General features: G+C 61.0%; 18 protein-coding genes and 1 pseudogene. 15 read left to right on the top strand and 4 right to left on the bottom strand.

Annotated elements, in window-relative coordinates; genetic code table 11:
• Position 1: 1 nt before the first annotated feature.
• The 5 genes from mltG (at position 2) to ptsG (ending at position 5,235) form a co-directional block, all read left to right on the top strand.
• Positions 2-1,027, top strand: coding sequence for an endolytic transglycosylase MltG (mltG, locus tag ACJ8PN_RS05295; RefSeq protein ID WP_049241735.1), 1,026 nt, complete (start codon positions 2-4; stop codon positions 1,025-1,027).
• Positions 1,017-1,655 (top strand): dTMP kinase, encoded by a 639-nt coding sequence (tmk, locus tag ACJ8PN_RS05300; protein WP_442534678.1) that lies wholly within the window; start codon positions 1,017-1,019, stop codon positions 1,653-1,655. Before mltG ends, tmk begins: the two co-directional genes overlap by 11 nt.
• Positions 1,655-2,662, top strand: a complete 1,008-nt coding sequence (holB, locus tag ACJ8PN_RS05305) for a DNA polymerase III subunit delta' (RefSeq protein ID WP_442534679.1) — start codon at positions 1,655-1,657, stop codon at positions 2,660-2,662. The genes tmk and holB overlap by 1 nt, the downstream gene beginning before the upstream one ends.
• A gap of 19 nt (positions 2,663-2,681) precedes the next feature.
• Complete coding sequence (locus ACJ8PN_RS05310; RefSeq protein ID WP_033633350.1) at positions 2,682-3,458, top strand: metal-dependent hydrolase; 777 nt, start codon at positions 2,682-2,684, stop codon at positions 3,456-3,458.
• Positions 3,459-3,801: 343 nt separating this feature from the next.
• Complete coding sequence (ptsG, locus tag ACJ8PN_RS05315) at positions 3,802-5,235, top strand: PTS glucose transporter subunit IIBC (RefSeq protein ID WP_015377458.1); 1,434 nt, start codon at positions 3,802-3,804, stop codon at positions 5,233-5,235.
• A gap of 56 nt (positions 5,236-5,291) precedes the next feature.
• On the opposite strand, the gene ACJ8PN_RS05320 is transcribed toward ptsG, so the two are convergent.
• Together ACJ8PN_RS05320 and mntR are read right to left on the bottom strand one after the other, a co-directional pair.
• Positions 5,292-5,645, bottom strand: coding sequence for a DUF4180 domain-containing protein (locus ACJ8PN_RS05320; protein WP_351106828.1), 354 nt, complete (start codon positions 5,643-5,645; stop codon positions 5,292-5,294).
• Positions 5,646-5,671: 26 nt separating this feature from the next.
• The gene (gene mntR, locus ACJ8PN_RS05325; protein WP_015377460.1) at positions 5,672-6,142 is read right to left on the bottom strand and encodes a manganese-binding transcriptional regulator MntR; all 471 of its coding nucleotides are present in this window, start codon (positions 6,140-6,142) and stop codon (positions 5,672-5,674) included.
• Positions 6,143-6,371: 229 nt separating this feature from the next.
• Here mntR and ACJ8PN_RS05330 point away from each other — a divergent pair, with 229 nt between their 5' ends.
• A complete protein-coding gene (locus ACJ8PN_RS05330) occupies positions 6,372-7,676 on the top strand; it encodes an Nramp family divalent metal transporter (RefSeq protein ID WP_442534680.1) in 1,305 nt (434 codons plus the stop codon).
• Positions 7,677-7,715: 39 nt separating this feature from the next.
• On the opposite strand, the gene ACJ8PN_RS05335 is transcribed toward ACJ8PN_RS05330, so the two are convergent.
• Together ACJ8PN_RS05335 and ACJ8PN_RS05340 are read right to left on the bottom strand one after the other, a co-directional pair.
• Positions 7,716-8,408, bottom strand: a complete 693-nt coding sequence (locus tag ACJ8PN_RS05335) for an SDR family oxidoreductase (protein WP_442534764.1) — start codon at positions 8,406-8,408, stop codon at positions 7,716-7,718.
• A pseudogene (locus tag ACJ8PN_RS05340) lies at positions 8,396-9,179 on the bottom strand (transporter substrate-binding domain-containing protein); the annotation flags it as partial. The gene ACJ8PN_RS05335 and the pseudogene ACJ8PN_RS05340, both read right to left, overlap by 13 nt.
• Positions 9,180-9,400: 221 nt before the next feature.
• On the opposite strand from ACJ8PN_RS05340, the gene hinT reads away from it, so the two are divergent.
• The 9 genes from hinT to ACJ8PN_RS05385 all read left to right on the top strand — a co-directional run bounded on the left by hinT (position 9,401) and on the right by ACJ8PN_RS05385 (position 16,568).
• On the top strand, positions 9,401-9,751 hold the full coding sequence (gene hinT / locus ACJ8PN_RS05345; protein WP_004928776.1) for a purine nucleoside phosphoramidase: 351 nt from the start codon (positions 9,401-9,403) through the stop codon (positions 9,749-9,751).
• A gap of 11 nt (positions 9,752-9,762) precedes the next feature.
• On the top strand, positions 9,763-10,152 hold the full coding sequence (locus tag ACJ8PN_RS05350; protein WP_015377465.1) for a YcfL family protein: 390 nt from the start codon (positions 9,763-9,765) through the stop codon (positions 10,150-10,152).
• Positions 10,153-10,178: 26 nt separating this feature from the next.
• Positions 10,179-10,769: a penicillin-binding protein activator LpoB gene (lpoB, locus tag ACJ8PN_RS05355; RefSeq protein ID WP_021504924.1), complete on the top strand. Its 591-nt coding sequence runs from the start codon at positions 10,179-10,181 to the stop codon at positions 10,767-10,769.
• Positions 10,750-11,616, top strand: coding sequence for a thiamine kinase (gene thiK, locus ACJ8PN_RS05360; protein WP_171453783.1), 867 nt, complete (start codon positions 10,750-10,752; stop codon positions 11,614-11,616). Before lpoB ends, thiK begins: the two co-directional genes overlap by 20 nt.
• Positions 11,617-11,653: 37 nt before the next feature.
• Complete coding sequence (nagZ, locus tag ACJ8PN_RS05365; RefSeq protein WP_021504926.1) at positions 11,654-12,673, top strand: beta-N-acetylhexosaminidase; 1,020 nt, start codon at positions 11,654-11,656, stop codon at positions 12,671-12,673.
• A gap of 79 nt (positions 12,674-12,752) precedes the next feature.
• On the top strand, positions 12,753-13,295 hold the full coding sequence (ycfP, locus tag ACJ8PN_RS05370; protein ID WP_015377468.1) for an alpha/beta hydrolase YcfP: 543 nt from the start codon (positions 12,753-12,755) through the stop codon (positions 13,293-13,295).
• A gap of 332 nt (positions 13,296-13,627) precedes the next feature.
• Positions 13,628-14,932: an NAD(P)/FAD-dependent oxidoreductase gene (locus ACJ8PN_RS05375; protein WP_004928794.1), complete on the top strand. Its 1,305-nt coding sequence runs from the start codon at positions 13,628-13,630 to the stop codon at positions 14,930-14,932.
• A 355-nt stretch (positions 14,933-15,287) separates the two neighbouring features.
• Positions 15,288-15,824: a glycine zipper 2TM domain-containing protein gene (locus tag ACJ8PN_RS05380; protein WP_004928798.1), complete on the top strand. Its 537-nt coding sequence runs from the start codon at positions 15,288-15,290 to the stop codon at positions 15,822-15,824.
• Between the two features lie 264 nt (positions 15,825-16,088).
• Positions 16,089-16,568, top strand: coding sequence for an RrF2 family transcriptional regulator (locus ACJ8PN_RS05385; RefSeq protein WP_171453785.1), 480 nt, complete (start codon positions 16,089-16,091; stop codon positions 16,566-16,568).
• Positions 16,569-16,603 lie beyond the last annotated feature (35 nt).

The raw sequence follows: 16,603 nt of genomic DNA on the forward strand, positions 1-16,603 counted from the left end.
GATGAAGAAAAGAAAGCTGAAGGTCCTGTCTGTTATTGTTGTTCTGGTATTGGCGCTGCTGTTTTGGGGCTACCAGAAGATCGAACGCTTTGCCGATACGCCGCTGGCTATCCAGCAAGAAACCATCTTCAAACTGCCGGCCGGCACTGGCCGGGTAGCGCTCGAAGGGTTACTGGTGCGCGACAAATTGGTGCACAATGGCCGCTGGTTCCAGTGGTTGCTGAAGCTGGAGCCGGAGCTGGCGGAATTTAAAGCCGGTACCTACCGGTTCACGCCGGGCATGACGGTGCGTCAGATGCTGAAACTGTTGGCCAGCGGCAAAGAGGCGCAGTTCACCGCACGCTTTATCGAAGGCTCACGCCTGCGTGACTGGCAGCAGGTGTTGCAGCAGTCCAAATACCTGAAACACACCCTGGCGGGCAAGAGCGAAGCGGAGATCGCCGCTGCGCTCGGCATTCCTGCGGGAGAAACCCCGGAAGGGCATTTGTACCCGGATACCTATCAGTATACCGCCGGCATGAGCGACATCGCGTTGCTCAAACGCGCGCACGTGCGCATGAACAAAGCGCTGCAGGCCGCCTGGGCCGGCCGCGACACCAGCCTGCCGTACAAAACGCCGGAGGAGCTGCTGACCATGGCTTCGATCGTCGAGAAAGAGACCGCGGTCCCGGAAGAGCGCAGCAAGGTGGCGTCGGTGTTCGTCAACCGCTTGCGCATCGGCATGCGTCTGCAGACCGATCCGACGGTGATCTACGGCATGGGCGAAAGCTATAATGGCAACATCACGCGCAAGGATCTGGAGACGCCGACGCCTTATAACACCTATGTGATCGCCGGCCTGCCGCCAACGCCGATCGCCATGCCGGGTGAGGCCTCGTTGCAGGCGGCCGCCAATCCGGCCAAAACTCCTTATCTCTATTTTGTCGCCGACGGCAAGGGTGGGCATACCTTCACCACCAATCTGGCGAGCCATAACCAGGCGGTGCGCGTGTACCGTCAGGCGTTAAAGGAAAAGAATGAAAAGTAAATTCGTTGTTATCGAAGGGCTGGAAGGCGCGGGTAAAACCACCGCGCGCGATACGGTGGTCAATGTGTTGCGCGAACACGGCGTCAGCGACATCGTCTTCACCCGTGAACCCGGCGGCACGCCGCTGGCGGAGAAACTGCGCGATCTGTTCAAGCGCGGCATCGACGGCGAATTGCCGACCATCAAGGCCGAAGTATTGATGCTGTACGCCGCGCGCGTGCAGCTGGTGGAAACCGTGATTAAACCGGCTCTGGCGCGCGGCGCCTGGGTGGTGGGCGATCGCCACGATCTCTCTTCACAGGCTTACCAGGGCGGTGGCCGCGGTGTGGATCCGCAGCTGATGAGCTCGCTGCGCGACACCGTGCTGGGGGATTTTCGCCCGGATCTGACGGTTTATCTCGATCTGCCGCCGCTGGTCGGCTTGCAACGCGCACAGGCGCGCGGCCAGCTGGATCGCATCGAACAGGAGGCACTGCCGTTCTTCGAACGCACCCGCGCGCGCTATCTCGAGCTGGCGGCGCAGGATGAAACCATCGTCACCGTTAACGCTGCCCAGTCGCTGGAGCAGGTGACGGCGGCGATCCGCGACTGCGTCGGCCACTGGCTGCGGCAGCAGGAAGGCGCATAATGAACTGGTATCCGTGGCTGAATGGCCCTTATCGCCAGCTGGTTGGGCAGTACGCCGAGGGCCGCGGCCATCATGCGCTGTTGCTGCACGCGGCGGCGGGCAACGGTGACGACGCGCTGGCCTACGGCCTGAGCCGTTGGTTGATCTGTCAGCAGCGCAACGGCGAAAAAAGCTGCGGCGAGTGTCACAGCTGCCGGCTGATGCTGGCGGGCAACCACCCGGATTATCACGTGCTGGCGCCGGAAAAGGGCAAGAGCAGCCTGGGCATCGAACCGATCCGCCAGGTGATTGAAACGCTGTATGCCCACGCGCAGCAGGGCGGCGCCAAGGTGATTTGGCTGCCGCAGGCGGAACAGCTGACCGAGGCGGCGGCCAACGCGTTGCTTAAAACGCTGGAAGAGCCGCCGGAGAAAACCTATTTCCTGCTGGGTTGCCGTGAGCCGTCGCGGCTGACGGCGACGCTGCGCAGCCGCTGCCTGTACTGGCATTTGGCCAGCCCGGAGGAGCAGCTCAGCCTGCAGTGGCTGAGCCGGCAGGCGGCCGGCTCTCAGACGGACCGCCTCACGGCGCTGCGCCTGCACGACGGCGCGCCGCTGGCCGCCGAACAGCTGTTGCAGCCGCAACAGTGGCAGCAGCGCAGCGCGCTGTGCGCCGCGTTGAGCGCCGCGCTGCCGCAGCGCGATATGCTGTCGCTGCTGCCGGTGCTGAACCATGAAGACGTCGCCGAGCGCCTGCACTGGCTGTGCGCGCTGCTGGTGGACGCCATGAAGTGGCAGCAAGGCGCGCATCACTATGTATTGAATCAGGATCAGCAACCGCTGGTGCATCAGCTGGCCAGCCTGTTGAGCAGCGCCTCGCTGCAACAGATCGTGCAGCAGTGGCTGAGCTGCCGCCATCAGTTGCTCAGCGTGGTGGGCGTCAACCGCGAGCTGCTGCTGACCGAACAGTTACTTCGCTGGGAACAGATGCTTGGCGCCGCCGGCTATTCCCACCCTCACTCGCTGTAAAGTTAAAGAGTTACAAATTATGTTGTTAGTCGATTCTCATTGCCACCTTGACAGTCTGGATTATCAGACGTTGCACCAGAATGTGGATGATGCGCTGGCCAAAGCCAAAGCGCGCGACGTCGGCTATGTGCTGGCGGTCGCCACCACGTTGCCGGGCTACCGTTCCATGACCGAACTGATCGGCGAGCGCAACGACGTGGCCTTCTCGTGCGGGGTGCATCCGCTCAATCTGGAAGAGGGCTATGATTACGCCGAGCTGCGCCGCCTGGCGGCGGCGGAGCAGGTGGTGGCGCTGGGGGAGACCGGGCTCGATTACTTCTACCAGAAGGATAACCTTGAGCTGCAACAGGACTCTTTCCGCGAGCATATCCGCATCGGCCGGGATCTGAACAAGCCGGTGATCGTCCACACCCGCGACGCGCGCGCGGACACGCTGGCGATCCTGCGTGAAGAGAATGCACAGGACTGCGGCGGCGTGCTGCACTGCTTCACCGAAGATCTGGCCACGGCCGAAGCCTTGCTGGATCTGGGCTTCTACATCTCTTTCTCGGGCATCGTGACCTTCCGCAATGCCGAACAGCTGCGCGAAGTGGCACGTTACGTGCCGCTGGATCGCATTCTGGTGGAAACCGACTCGCCTTACCTGGCGCCGGTGCCGCATCGCGGCAAAGAAAACCAACCCGCCTATGTGCGCGATGTGGCTGAATACATGGCGGTATTGAAGGGCGTTAGCCTGGAACAGCTGGCCGAAGCCACCACCGCCAACTTTTCACGCTTATTTCACCTCGATCTGTGATCTTTGACCTAGGCTATAGCTGTAGGTCATTGTCTGCGTAATTTTTTTTAAGCTCGTAATTAATCACTGAAACGGGTAAGGTTCCCTCCCGTTTCAAGGTGGTTGGTGCGCGTTTTTTACTCTCTTTTGCCAAAAAAACGCCGGTTTATGCAAAGTTGCCGCGGCTCGATCATCGAAACGTGATTGTCATCAAACATTGCGCAGGCTATTTATTTTACTCTGCGTAATAAATTCAAGGGGTGCTCAGACACCCTGAATTGCAGGGGTTTTTCTCCCCCCCTTGCAGCGCGACGTATCGCGAAAAGAAGTAGCAAAGCATTATTACTCAGGAGCACACTCAACTATGTTCAAGAACGCATTTGCAAACCTGCAAAAAGTAGGTAAATCGCTCATGCTGCCGGTGTCCGTGTTGCCTATCGCAGGTATCCTGCTGGGCGTCGGCTCCGCCAACTTTAGCTGGCTACCTGCGGTAGTCTCCCACGTGATGGCGGAAGCGGGCGGTTCGGTCTTCGCCAACATGCCGCTGATTTTCGCCATCGGCGTCGCCTTGGGCTTCACCAACAACGACGGCGTTTCCGCGCTGGCGGCGGTGGTGGCCTATGGCATCATGGTGAAAACCATGGCGGTGGTTGCGCCGCTGGTGCTGCACCTGCCGGCTGAAGAGATTGCGGCCAAACACCTGGCGGATACCGGCGTGCTCGGGGGGATTATCTCCGGCGCCATCGCGGCCTATATGTTCAACCGCTTCTTCCGCATTCAGCTGCCGGAATACCTGGGCTTCTTTGCCGGTAAGCGTTTCGTGCCGATCATTTCCGGTCTGGCGGCGATCGTTCTGGGCGTAGTGCTGTCCTTCATCTGGCCGCCGATCGGTACGGCTATCCAGACCTTCTCGCAGTGGGCGGCTTACCAGAACCCGGTCGTGGCCTTCGGCATCTACGGTGTGGTTGAGCGTGCTCTGGTGCCGTTCGGTCTGCACCACATCTGGAACGTACCGTTCCAAATGCAAATCGGTGAATTCACCAACGCGGCGGGCCAGGTGTTCCACGGCGACATCCCTCGCTACATGGCGGGTGACCCAACCGCGGGCAAACTGTCCGGCGGTTTCCTGTTCAAAATGTACGGTCTGCCTGCTGCGGCCATCGCCATCTGGCACTCGGCCAAGCCGGAAAACCGCGCGAAAGTCGGCGGCATCATGATCTCCGCCGCGCTGACCTCGTTCCTGACCGGTATCACCGAGCCGATCGAGTTCTCCTTCATGTTCGTCGCGCCGATCCTGTACGTGATCCACGCTATCCTGGCCGGCCTGGCGTTCCCAATCTGCATCCTGTTGGGCATGCGTGACGGCACCAGCTTCTCGCACGGCCTGATCGACTTTATCGTACTGAGCGGCAACAGCAGCAAAATCTGGCTGTTCCCAATCGTCGGCATCGTCTACGGTCTGGTGTACTACACCATCTTCCGCGTGCTGATCGCCAAGCTGGATCTGAAAACGCCGGGCCGTGAAGACACCGCTGCCGAGCAGTCTGCGCAGGGCGGTTCCGAAATGTCCGCGGCGCTGGTTCAGGCCTTCGGCGGCAAAGAAAACATCACTAACCTGGATGCTTGCATCACCCGTCTGCGCGTCAGCGTGGCCGACGTGTCCAAAGTTGACCAGGCGGGCCTGAAGAAACTGGGCGCAGCCGGCGTAGTCGTCGCTGGCTCCGGCGTGCAGGCCATCTTCGGCACCAAGTCCGACAACCTGAAAACCGATATGGACGAATACATCCGTAATCACTGATTCAGGCAGGGGAGTTACCAAGGGAGGCGAAAGCCTCCCTTTTTTGTTGCCTGCCGTCAGGCGCCAAGGCGCTGTTCGAGCTCGGCGAGAGAAGGGAGGAACCAGACCTGTTCGCCGCGATTGGCTTCGCGCACGAAGTCTTGCAGCGCGCAGCTTTGCGCCAGCCAGGGGGAGATATCGCCCAGCAGCGCCACGCGCAGGCGGTAGTTGATGAATTTCTGCAATACGGCGCCGGCAATGCCGCTTCTGAGCTGGAAAAAGGTAGCGTCCAGGCGGTTGACGGGGAGGACGATCATCCCGGCCTCGTGTTCAAAGGCGGGCGCGATAAACAGGCTGACGTCATTTTCATCTTTCAGCATCGGCCCGGCTTCGGCGAAAACCACCAGGCGCAGATCATGAATTTGTTGCACGGCGTAGCTCATCGGCGCTCCGGGGCTCAGGGTTTGGCGTGCTGCTGCAGGTAGTGCTCGAACACCGCCAGCGTTTCGTCCGAGATATGGTGTTCAATCCCTTCGCTGTCCAGCTCGGCGGTTTCGCTTGGCACCCCGAGGCACATCAGCAGATCGACCACGATGCGGTGGCGGCGGCGCACCTTCTGCGCCAGCTGCTCGCCTTCCTCGGTTAAAAACACCCCGCGATAAGGGCGCGATTCCACCAGCCCGGCGCTTTTTAGCCGCGCGATATTTTTGATCGCCGTCGGGTGAGACACGCCGAAACGGCGCGCGATATCGGTGGTTCTGGCTTCGCGGGTGCTTTGCAGCAAATCGGCGATCAGCTCAACGTAATCTTCGATCAGCGCATTGGACTGCGCTTCGCGGGCGCGGCTAAAACGCAGGGCGTGCTCGGCCTCGTCCGGCATGTCGGTCAGGGCGGAGCGGTCGGCGTTATCTGGCGCGCGGGTAACCATAGCGTGGGGCGTCCTGTAAGCATAAAAATGGCGTCTCCCGGTAATGCGGGAGGGTTGCCCTAAGTTAGTCCAAATAGCACACATTATCAATTCGATGCCATGCATTGTGGTAGTTAGAAATATCTCTACACAAAGCCAATGAATTTCGCCTGTTGCATAAAGTGTAGCCGATGCTACATTGTCAGCATGACCGGTGGAAAAATAACCAGTAAAAGATTAAGGGTAATTCATGCGTGACGCGGCAACCACCCCATCGTTAACCGAACGAACCAACATCGCGATTGGCGCCGCCCTTGCCGGACGCAAGCGCGGCGCCTTCACGCCGCTGCTGTTCGCCGGCCCGGCGGTGATTGCCTCTATCGCCTATATGGATCCCGGTAATTTCGCCACCAACATTCAGGCCGGGGCGAAATATGGCTACAGCCTGCTGTGGGTGGTGGTGATGGCCAACCTGATCGCCATGCTGTTCCAGGCGCTGTCGGCCAAACTGGGCATCGTCACCAACCGCAATCTGGCGGAAATGTGCCGCGACCAGTTTTCACGGCCGGTGGTGATCGGCATGTGGCTGCTCAGCGAAGTGGCGGCGATGGCCACCGACCTGGCGGAGTTTCTCGGCGGGGCGATCGCGCTGGCGCTGCTGTTCCACATGCCGCTGCTGGTGGGGATGGGGGTGACGGCGGTGATCACTTATGCGCTGTTGATGGTGGAAAAGAAAGGTTTCCGCCCGGTCGAGCTGATGATTGGCGGCCTGGTGGGCATCATCGCGCTGTGCTACCTGGTGGAGATGTTCATCGTGCCGGTGGACTGGCAGGCGGCCGGCCTCGGCATGGTGACGCCGCAGTTGCCGGATGCCCAGGCGCTGACCATCGCCGTCGGCATTATCGGCGCCACCGTGATGCCGCACGCCATTTTCCTGCACTCGGGATTGACTCAGCACCGCAGCCCGGCCAGCGACAACGGCGAGCGGCGCAAGCTGCTGCGTTTTTCCAATATTGAAGTGGTGATCGCGCTGGCGCTTGCCGGGCTGGTGAATATTGCGATGGTGATCATGGCCTCGAGCGCCTTCCACGCGGGTAACAGCGACGTGGCCGAAATCGGTACCGCCTACCATACGCTGACGCCGCTGTTCGGCGCGGCGGCGGCCGGCATCTTCCTGGCTTCGCTGATCGCCTCCGGCATTTCCAGCTCGGTGGTGGGCACCATGGCCGGGCAAATGATCATGCAGGGCTTCGTCGGTTTCCGCATTCCGGTGTGGGTGCGCCGCCTGGTGACCATGGTGCCGGCGTTTATCGTGGTGGCGATGGGCGTCAACGCCACCGACGCGCTGGTCTACAGCCAGGTGGTGCTGAGCCTGGCGCTGCCGGCGCCGATGATCGCGCTGGTGATGTTCACCCGCCGCCGCGACATCATGGGCGAGTTCGCCAACGGCCGCTGGACCAGCCTGGCGGCGGTGGTCGGCACGGTGGTGATCGTGCTGCTCAACGTGGTGTTGCTGCTGCAGACCTTTGGCGTCGATATCCCTGGATTGGGGTGATCTTGCGGGCCGCGCGGGGCGCGCGGCCGCGTCGCTAAATTATAAATTCCCCACGCCGCCGTCCATCTGCAGCTCGGCGCCGACCATAAACGCCGACTCGTCCGCCGCCAGAAACACCGCCGCTTTGGCCAGCTCCAGCGCGCTGCCCATGCGGCCGATCGGCACCAGCGCGCGGATATCGTCGCGCAATGCCCGCTCGTCCGCTTCCGCCAACCCCAGTTTACCCAATGCCGGGGTTTCGGTCGGGCCGGGGCTGAGGCCGTTGACGCGAATGCCGCGCGCGTGCAGCTCGCCGGAGAGCGTTCTGGCCAAAGATAGCAAACCGGCTTTGCTGGCGGCATAGGCGCTGCTCTGCGGCAGGCCGATATGGGCGCTGACCGAACCGCACAGGATCACCGAAGAAGGGTTGGCCAGCAGCGGCAGCAGCGCCTGGATCAGAAAGAACGGCCCCTTCAGGTTGATGTCCATCAGCCGCTGATAGCTTTGCTCATCCCACTCCTGCAGCGGGCGATGCGTGACGTCGCCGGCGTTGATGTACAGCACGTCCAGCCGCGGCCACCGCTGCTCCAACTGCTGCGCCAGCGCGCGCTGCTGTGGGATGTCGCCGGCGTCGCTCAGCAGCAACAGCGCCTTGTCCGCCAATGCCTGGCCCGCCGCGTCCAGGGCGCGTTGGCTGCGGCCGGTGATCGCAACCAAAGCGCCCTCGGCGATGAACTGGCGGGCGGTTTCCAGCCCGTTGCCTTTTTTGGTGGTGACCGCGACATAGGCCACGCTGGGGCCGATGCCGACCATTTTGGTTTTGCCGGTCAGCGCCGCCTTGTAGGCGCCGGTTGAGTGGGGGCCGAAGAACGCATCGGCGCGCCCGGACTGAATGCTGAGGTTGGTGGCGGCGTCGTCGGTCACGTAGATCGGCTGTACCGGCGGCAGCCCGGCGGCGCGATTCTGCTTATCCCATCCCAGCAGAATGTTTTCCTGATTGGTGCCGGATCCGACGATGATCCGCAGCCCGGCCACGTCCTGCGGGCGGTTGATCGCGGTGATGTGGCTGGTGGATTTGACGTAAAAGCCCAGCGTGTCCACCCGGTAGGTGGCGAAGTCGAATTTGGTTTTGCGCTGTTTGGTGACGGCGATGTTGAAGATTGCCGCATCGTATTTGCCCGTGCTGATGCCAAGCGGCCAATCTTCCCAGGAGGTGGGCACCAGATTCAGCTCCAGTCCGAGGCTATCGGCCACCAGGCGGGCGATGTCCGGATCGCTGCCGATCAGCGTTTTATTGTCTTCGGCGAACAGCGCCAGCGGCGGGGAGTTCTCGAATGCCACTGCCACCGTCAGCTTGCCTGGCACCGCGAAGTGAAAGTTCGCCGGGATCAGCGCGATAGCGGCGGGATTCTTCTCTGCGTGTATCGGCTGTCGGTTAGCCTGCAGGTCGATACCGCCCGTCGTGGCCGCCTGCACGGCGGCGCTCAGCAACAGCGCGCACAGCGCCGAAATTCTCGGTAACATAACGCCCTCTATCCTTTGTTAATCATGGAGTTACTATTGGCGGCGGCGCGGGGCAAGTAAAGCAACAATAGTGAATAACCAAAGTGAAAAGATGCACAAGCGGGGGGCCGGGCTGCGCGAATCTGCAGCACTCGACGTGGAAAGTGCGCAATCAGGTTGAAAGCAGTAGAATTTGTCACTCATACTGCGTACAGCTAATTGTGTAAAACAAGGAACGCCAGATGGCCGAAGAAACGATTTTCAGTAAAATTATCCGCCGCGAAATCCCTGCTGATGTGGTTTACCAGGATGAACTGGTGACCGCTTTCCGTGACATCTCCCCCCAGGCGCCCACCCATGTGCTGATCGTTCCCAACGTGCTGATCCCAACCGTCAACGACGTGACCGTGGAGCACGAAGCCGCGCTGGGCCGCATGATCACCGCCGCGGCGAAAATCGCCGAACAGGAAGGCATCGCCGAGGACGGCTACCGCCTGATCGTCAACTGCAACCGCCACGCCGGTCAGGAGGTCTATCATATTCATATGCACCTGGTCGGTGGCCGCTCGCTGGGGCCGCTGCTGTCACGTTAAGCGAGGAAATCATGCGCGGTAAAAAAACTCTGCGTGGTCTGATGGCGTTGGCGCTGCCCGCCGCGTTGTTGATGGGATGCAGCTCACCGCCCGGCATCGCTGTCAACCAAGGGCAGACGGTGGTGATGGATCCCTCGGTGCTGACCGCCGGTATTCTGGCCGATACGCCCTCGATTTCGAACGCTTCCGGGCGGGTGATGGCAACCTCGGTGCTCAATAACAGTCAGCCGACGCCGGTCACCGTACATTACCGTTTCTATTGGTACGACGCGCAGGGGCTGGATATTCGCCCCTTCGAGAAACCGCGTGAGATCGTGGTGGCGCCCGACTCGGACGCCAAAATCTACTCGATTAACGGCAATCTGGACGCTAAAAGCGCGCGTCTGTATCTGTACCTGTAAGCGCTTGCCAGGTTTGGAGAAAAAGCATGAAAAAGTACGTCTTAGTGGCGCTGGCCGCATTAACCCTGAGCGGCTGTCTGTCGCGCCCGCCTGAGCCGGAACAACCGTTGCCGCCGGTCACCGTCGAGCCGGATCAGCCGACGCCGCCGGTGGAGCAGCCGCAGCCGCCAACTACCGAGCCGGTGCCGCAGCCGCCGAAAATCCAGCAGCTCGACTGGCTGGGCAGCGTGCAGCCGCTGGTGGGGCAGATGTTGAAGGCCGATGGCGTCACGGCCGGCAGCGTGCTGCTGCTGGACAGCGTCAAGAACAACACCAACGGCTCGCTGCAGATGGGCAAAGCCACCGCGGCACTCTATAAGGCGTTGGCGTCGAACTCCACTTTCAGCGTGGTGCCGGAAGCGAAGCTGACCAGCGCCAGACAAACGCTGGGCCTGTCGGCGGATGACAGCTTCGGCTCGCGCAGTAAGGCGATTGGCCTGGCGCGCATCGTCGGCGCGCAGTACGTGCTGTACAGCGATGTCAGCGGCGACGTGAAGTCACCGGCGCTGGATATGCAGCTGATGCTGGTGCAAACCGGCGAGATCGTCTGGTCGGGCAATGGCGCCGTTAAACGCTGAGGCCGCGCTGCGACGATTGATGGAAACCAGACTGCCGGCGGTGAATACCGCCGGTTGTCATTTCAGTCCGGTGCAGGGGCTGACCGGCGAGAGCTGGCGCATCGACGGCTCGGGCGTCACGCTGCTGGCGCGGCAACATAGCGCGGAGAAACGCGCGCTGGGCGTGAGCAGGCGGCGGGAGGCGCAGGTCCTGCGTCGCTGTGCGCCGGGGCTGGGGCCACGGGTTTTCGCACAGAATAATCAGTGGCTTATCCTCGAATGGCTTGAAGGTGACGTCGTCACAAATGCCGAATTTGACGCGCTGAATCAGCGCGGCGAGCTGGCGGTGATGGTGGCGACGCTGCATCGGCGGCCGCTCAGCGGTTACCGGCTGGATCTGCGGCGGCAATTCCTCCGCTACTGGCAGCAGCTGGATACGCGGCGTTTAACCCCCGCCTGGCTGCGCCTGCAGCGTCATTTTTTACGCAGCGCCTTGCCACGGCCGCTGCGCCTGGCGCCGCTGCACATGGATATCCATCCGGGCAATCTGCTCACCACCGGCGAAGAGCTGCGGCTGATCGACTGGGAGTATGCCGCCGACGGCGACGTGGCGCTGGATATCGCCGCGCTGTTTCGCAGCAACGGCTGGTCGGCCGAACAGCAGCAGCGCTTTTTGCAGCACTACGCGCATCAGGGCTATCGCGACGTCGCCCGGTTGCAGGCACAGGTGCGCCGTTGGCTGCCGTGGGTGGATTATCTGATGCTGCTGTGGTTTGAAGTGCGCTGGCAGCAGAGCGGCGACGTTGAATTTTTGCGCTGGGGCGCTGCGGTGCGCCGGCGATTCTGTTTATCATCATCTGAATTCTGAACGAACAAAATGAAGTGAGGTGCCCGTGGGCCCAGTAATGCTAGATGTCGCCGGCTACGAGCTGGATGCAGAAGAACGCGAGATTTTGAAACACCCGCTGGTTGGCGGATTGATCCTGTTTACCCGTAACTTCCACGATGCGGAGCAACTGCGTGAGCTGGTACGCCAGATCCGCGCCGCCTCGCACGATCGGCTGGTGGTGGCGGTAGACCAGGAGGGCGGGCGCGTGCAGCGCTTCCGCGAGGGTTTCACCCGTTTGCCGGCGGCGCAGTCGTTCGCCGCGTTGCACGATGCGCAGGAAGGCGGCCGTCTGGCGCAGGAGGCCGGCTGGCTGATGGCGGCGGAGATGATCGCGCAGGATATCGACATCAGCTTCGCACCGGTGCTGGACATCGGCCACGGCAGCGCGGCGATCGGCGAGCGTTCGTTCCACAGCGATCCGCCGCAGGCGCTGGCGATGGCGGAGCGCTTCATCCTCGGCATGCACAGCGCCGGCATGAAAACCACCGGCAAGCACTTCCCGGGGCACGGCGCCGTCAGCGCCGATTCGCACAAGGAAACCCCGCGCGATCCGCGGCCGCTGGCGCAGATCCGCGAGCACGACATGGCGATCTTCCGCGAGCTGATCAACCGCCAGCTGCTGGACGCCGTCATGCCGGCTCACGTCATCTATACTGAAGCGGACCCGCGTCCGGCCAGCGGCTCGCCTTACTGGCTGCAGCAGATCCTGCGTCAGGAGCTGGGCTTCGACGGCGTGATCTTCTCCGACGATCTGTCGATGGAAGGCGCCGCCATCATGGGTAGCTACGCCGAGCGCGGCCAGGCGGCGCTGGATGCCGGATGCGACATGATCCTGGTGTGCAACAACCGCGCCGGTGCGGTCAGCGTGTTGGATAACCTGTCCCCGGTCAAAGCAGAGAAGGTGAAGCGGTTATATCATCGCGGTCAGTTCACCCGTCAGGAACTGCGCGACTCCGAGCGCTGGCAGCAGGCGCACAAGGCGCTCAGCGCGTTGAGCGAGCGTTGGGAGGAGCACAAGCAGCGTTCGCAAGGGTGAATCCAGGTGCCGCATCGCGGCGCAGAGCGGAAATGATGAGGGCCGCGCCCGCGGCTCTTGGCTTGTTGCGAGGATCCACATGATTATCTATTTGCACGGCTTCGATTCCACCAGTCCCGGCAATCATGAAAAGGTATTACAGCTGCAGTTTATCGATCCGGACGTGCGCTTTATCAGCTACAGCACGCTGCATCCGCGTCACGACATGCAGCATCTGTTGAAAGAGGTGGACAAGGCGGTGCAGCAGGGCGGCGATGCGCACCCGTTGATCTGCGGGGTTGGCCTCGGCGGCTTCTGGGCGGAGCGTATCGGCTTCCTGTGCGGCATTCGCCAGGCGATGTTCAATCCCAACCTGTACCCGGAAGAGCACATGCACGGCAAGATAGACCGGCCGGAAGAGTATCGTGATATCGCCACCAAGTGCGTGGAGGATTTCCGCGAGAAAAACCGCGATCGCTGTCTGGTGGTGCTGTCGCGCCACGATGAGGTGCTGGATAACCGGCGAAGCGCCGAATTGCTGCATCACTACTACGAGATCGTGTGGGATGAACAGCAGACGCACAAGTTCAAAAACATCTCTCCGCATCTGCAGCGGCTCAAGGCGTTCAAGGCGCTGGGTTAACAGTTTCATAACGCTGCCGCGAGCCGCGCGCCCCGTTTTTCACCGGCGGAACGTGCGGCTTTTTTGTACGTCAAAGCAAGATTCTGTGTGGCAATCGGCAAAATTTAAAACTGTGACTCAGCGCTAACTATTTGAATCACAATCCCCAAAAAATCCCCGCGTCCAGCCTTTAACCAAAAAAATTTGATGTACGTCAATTTTGGTATGACCAAATAACCTCACATGCTATTCTGGCTGCAGAGAGCCGATTTATTTTAAGCGAACCCTATGTATTCTAAGGATATTATTTATTTACCCTGGGATAACAAATGGTTCACATTTAGGGGGTTATTTTGACAACGCCAAAGAAGAAAATCGTTATTGTTGGCGGCGGCGCCGGTGGTTTGGAGCTGGCGACCAGCCTGGGCCATAAACTTGGCCGCAAGAACAAAGCCGAGATCACGTTGGTGGATCGCAACCACAGCCATTTGTGGAAACCGCTGTTGCACGAAGTGGCGACCGGTTCCCTCGATGACGGCGTAGATGCGCTCAGCTACCTGGCGCACGCGCGCAATCACCATTTCAGCTTCCAGCTGGGGTCGTTGACCAACATCAACCGTGAGACGCAAACGCTGCAGTTGGCGCAGATCTGCGACGAGCAGGGCGGCGAGCTGGTGCCGGCGCGCGAATTGCCGTACGACATTCTGGTGATGGCGCTGGGCAGCACCTCGAACGATTTCGGTACGCCAGGCGTGAAAGAGCACTGCATCTTCCTGGATAACCCCCATCAGGCACGTCGTTTCCACAACGAAATGCTCAACCTGTTCCTGAAGTTCTCGGCGCAGCCGGGGCAAAAAGAGCGGGTCAACATCGCTATCGTCGGCGGCGGCGCCACCGGCGTTGAACTGTCCGCCGAACTGCACAACGCGGTGAAGCAGTTGCACAGCTACGGCTTTGAAGGCCTGGACAACAGCGCGCTCAACGTGACGCTGGTGGAAGCCGGCGAGCGCATCCTGCCGGCGCTGCCGCCGCGCATTTCCGCCGCCGCGCACCAGGAGCTGATCAAATTGGGCGTGCGCGTGCTGACCAACACCATGGTGACCAGCGCGGACGCCAAGGGGCTGAACACCAAGGGCGGCGAATTCATCGACGCCGATCTGATGGTGTGGGCGGCCGGCATCAAGGCGCCGGACTTTATGAAGGACATCGGCGGCCTGGAAACCAACCGCATCAACCAGCTGGTGGTAGAGCCGACGCTGCAGACCACGCGGGATCCGAACATCTTCGCCATCGGCGACTGCGCTTCCTGTCCGAAGGAGGGCGGCGGTTTCGTGCCGCCGCGCGCGCAGTCGGCGCACCAGATGGCTTCGCGTTGCGCCACCAATATTCTGGCGCTGATGAACGGCCAGACGCTGAAGCCTTACGTGTATAAAGACCACGGCTCGCTGGTGTCGCTGTCGCGCTTCAGCACCGTCGGCAGCCTGATGGGCAACCTGATGCGCGGTTCGATGATGGTGGAAGGGCGCATCGCGCGCTTCGTCTACATCTCGCTGTACCGCATGCATCAGGTAGCGTTGCATGGCTACATCAAAACCGGCCTGATGATGCTGGTGGGCGGCATTAACCGGGTGATCCGTCCGCGTCTGAAGATGCACTGATCCCGCCTTGTCGACCAACCCGCGCCGGTTCGCCCGCGCGGGTTTTTTTATGGCGGCGCGAGGCGATCGGCGGCGGTTGCTTGATTCTTCTGCATAAGCCGTCGTTGGCATGGGTAAAATTCTTAAGATTCCTCCTAAACAACGGGAAAACGGCCGTTTTCCCGCATTTTTGGTCCCCTTGTCTTATTGCGGGCCTTCAGATCATTGTGCAGACTTTACCTCGTTTACAGACGGCGCGTCGCGCACGCCGTAAACCGGGATACCGCCAGCCGCCCATGCGCAAAATAATAAGCGCGGTGCCAGCCGGTAACAGACCCCGGAAAAAATGCGTGGTAACACTTTCAGGAGGTTTCCTGTGAACAAGTCAATGTTAGCCGGTGTTGGAATTGGTATCGCTGCCGCTCTGGGGATTGCCGCGGTAGCCAGCCTGGACGTCTTTTCTGCCGGTCCGCAATATGCGCAGGTGCTCGCCGCAACGCCGATTAAAGAAACCATCAAAACGCCGCGTCAGGAATGCCGCAACGTCACCGTCACACACCGTGCACCGGTGCAGGATGAAAACCGCATCGCCGGCTCTGTGCTGGGCGCAGTGGCGGGCGGCGTGATTGGCCACCAGTTCGGCGGCGGTCGCGGGCGCGACGTGGCGACCGTGGTCGGCGCGCTGGGCGGCGGCTACGCCGGCAACCAGGTGCAAGGGGCGATGCAGAACAACGACGTCACCACCAGCGTTCAGCAGCGTTGCAAAACGGTCTACGACAAGTCCCAGAAAATGCTGGGCTATGACGTGACCTACAAGATCGGCAATCAGCAGGGCAAGATCCGCATGGATCACGATCCGGGCACGCAAATCCCGTTGGACAAAAACGGCCAGCTGGTGCTGAACAGAGCCTGATCGCCACATTCGAATTAAACCCGCGGGCAGTGTTAGTTCTGATCGTTTAACCCGGTTAAGCGAGCGGCGTTAACATTGACGCGGGTTTCTGTTTTCTGCCTGCCCAAAAGTTTGCGATCGTTCTAATGTCTGCGTGCGATATCGCTGGGCGAAACTTCAAAAAAGCCCCTGCGTTTGTTATATTATTGTGCAATTAAGCGGTGTTATCGGCGCCAATCGCCACACCGGCCAAACCCGAGTATTTCGTCTCGCAGAGATAACGACATGTTAGATTTTCGCTTTCCGACAGCGTTGCAAATGGTCCTTAGCGTCGCCGTAGCTGAGAAGCAGGGCATGCGTTCGACGAGCGCTACCCTCGCCGCCGCTCTGGAAGCCAACCCCAGCTTTATCCGCAAACTGATGGTGCCGCTGACCAAAGACGGCATCATCGTTTCCACCCTGGGCCGAAACGGCTCTATCCACCTCGGCCGCCCGGCGGAAGAGATCACCCTGCGGGACATCTATCTGGCGGTGATCGACGACAAGCGCATCTGGGCTTCCCGCCCTGAAGTGCCGGCTCGTTGCCTGGTGAGCGCCAACGCCTGCTGGTATTTCAAATCGGTGGTGAACGAGGCCGAGCAGGCTTCGCTCGCGGTGCTGGCGCGCCACACCGTGGCCGACTCGCTGGCCGAGCTGGAGCGGGGCGACAAGCGCGTCTGCGCGGAATACGCCGCCGAGCAAGAGGCTGAAGCCGCCGGTAAATAATCGCGGTTCTGATGCATAAAGAAAGGTCGGGCATT

This window comes from Serratia sp. CY76391, assembly GCF_052166695.1.
Classification (GTDB): domain Bacteria; phylum Pseudomonadota; class Gammaproteobacteria; order Enterobacterales; family Enterobacteriaceae; genus Serratia; species Serratia nematodiphila.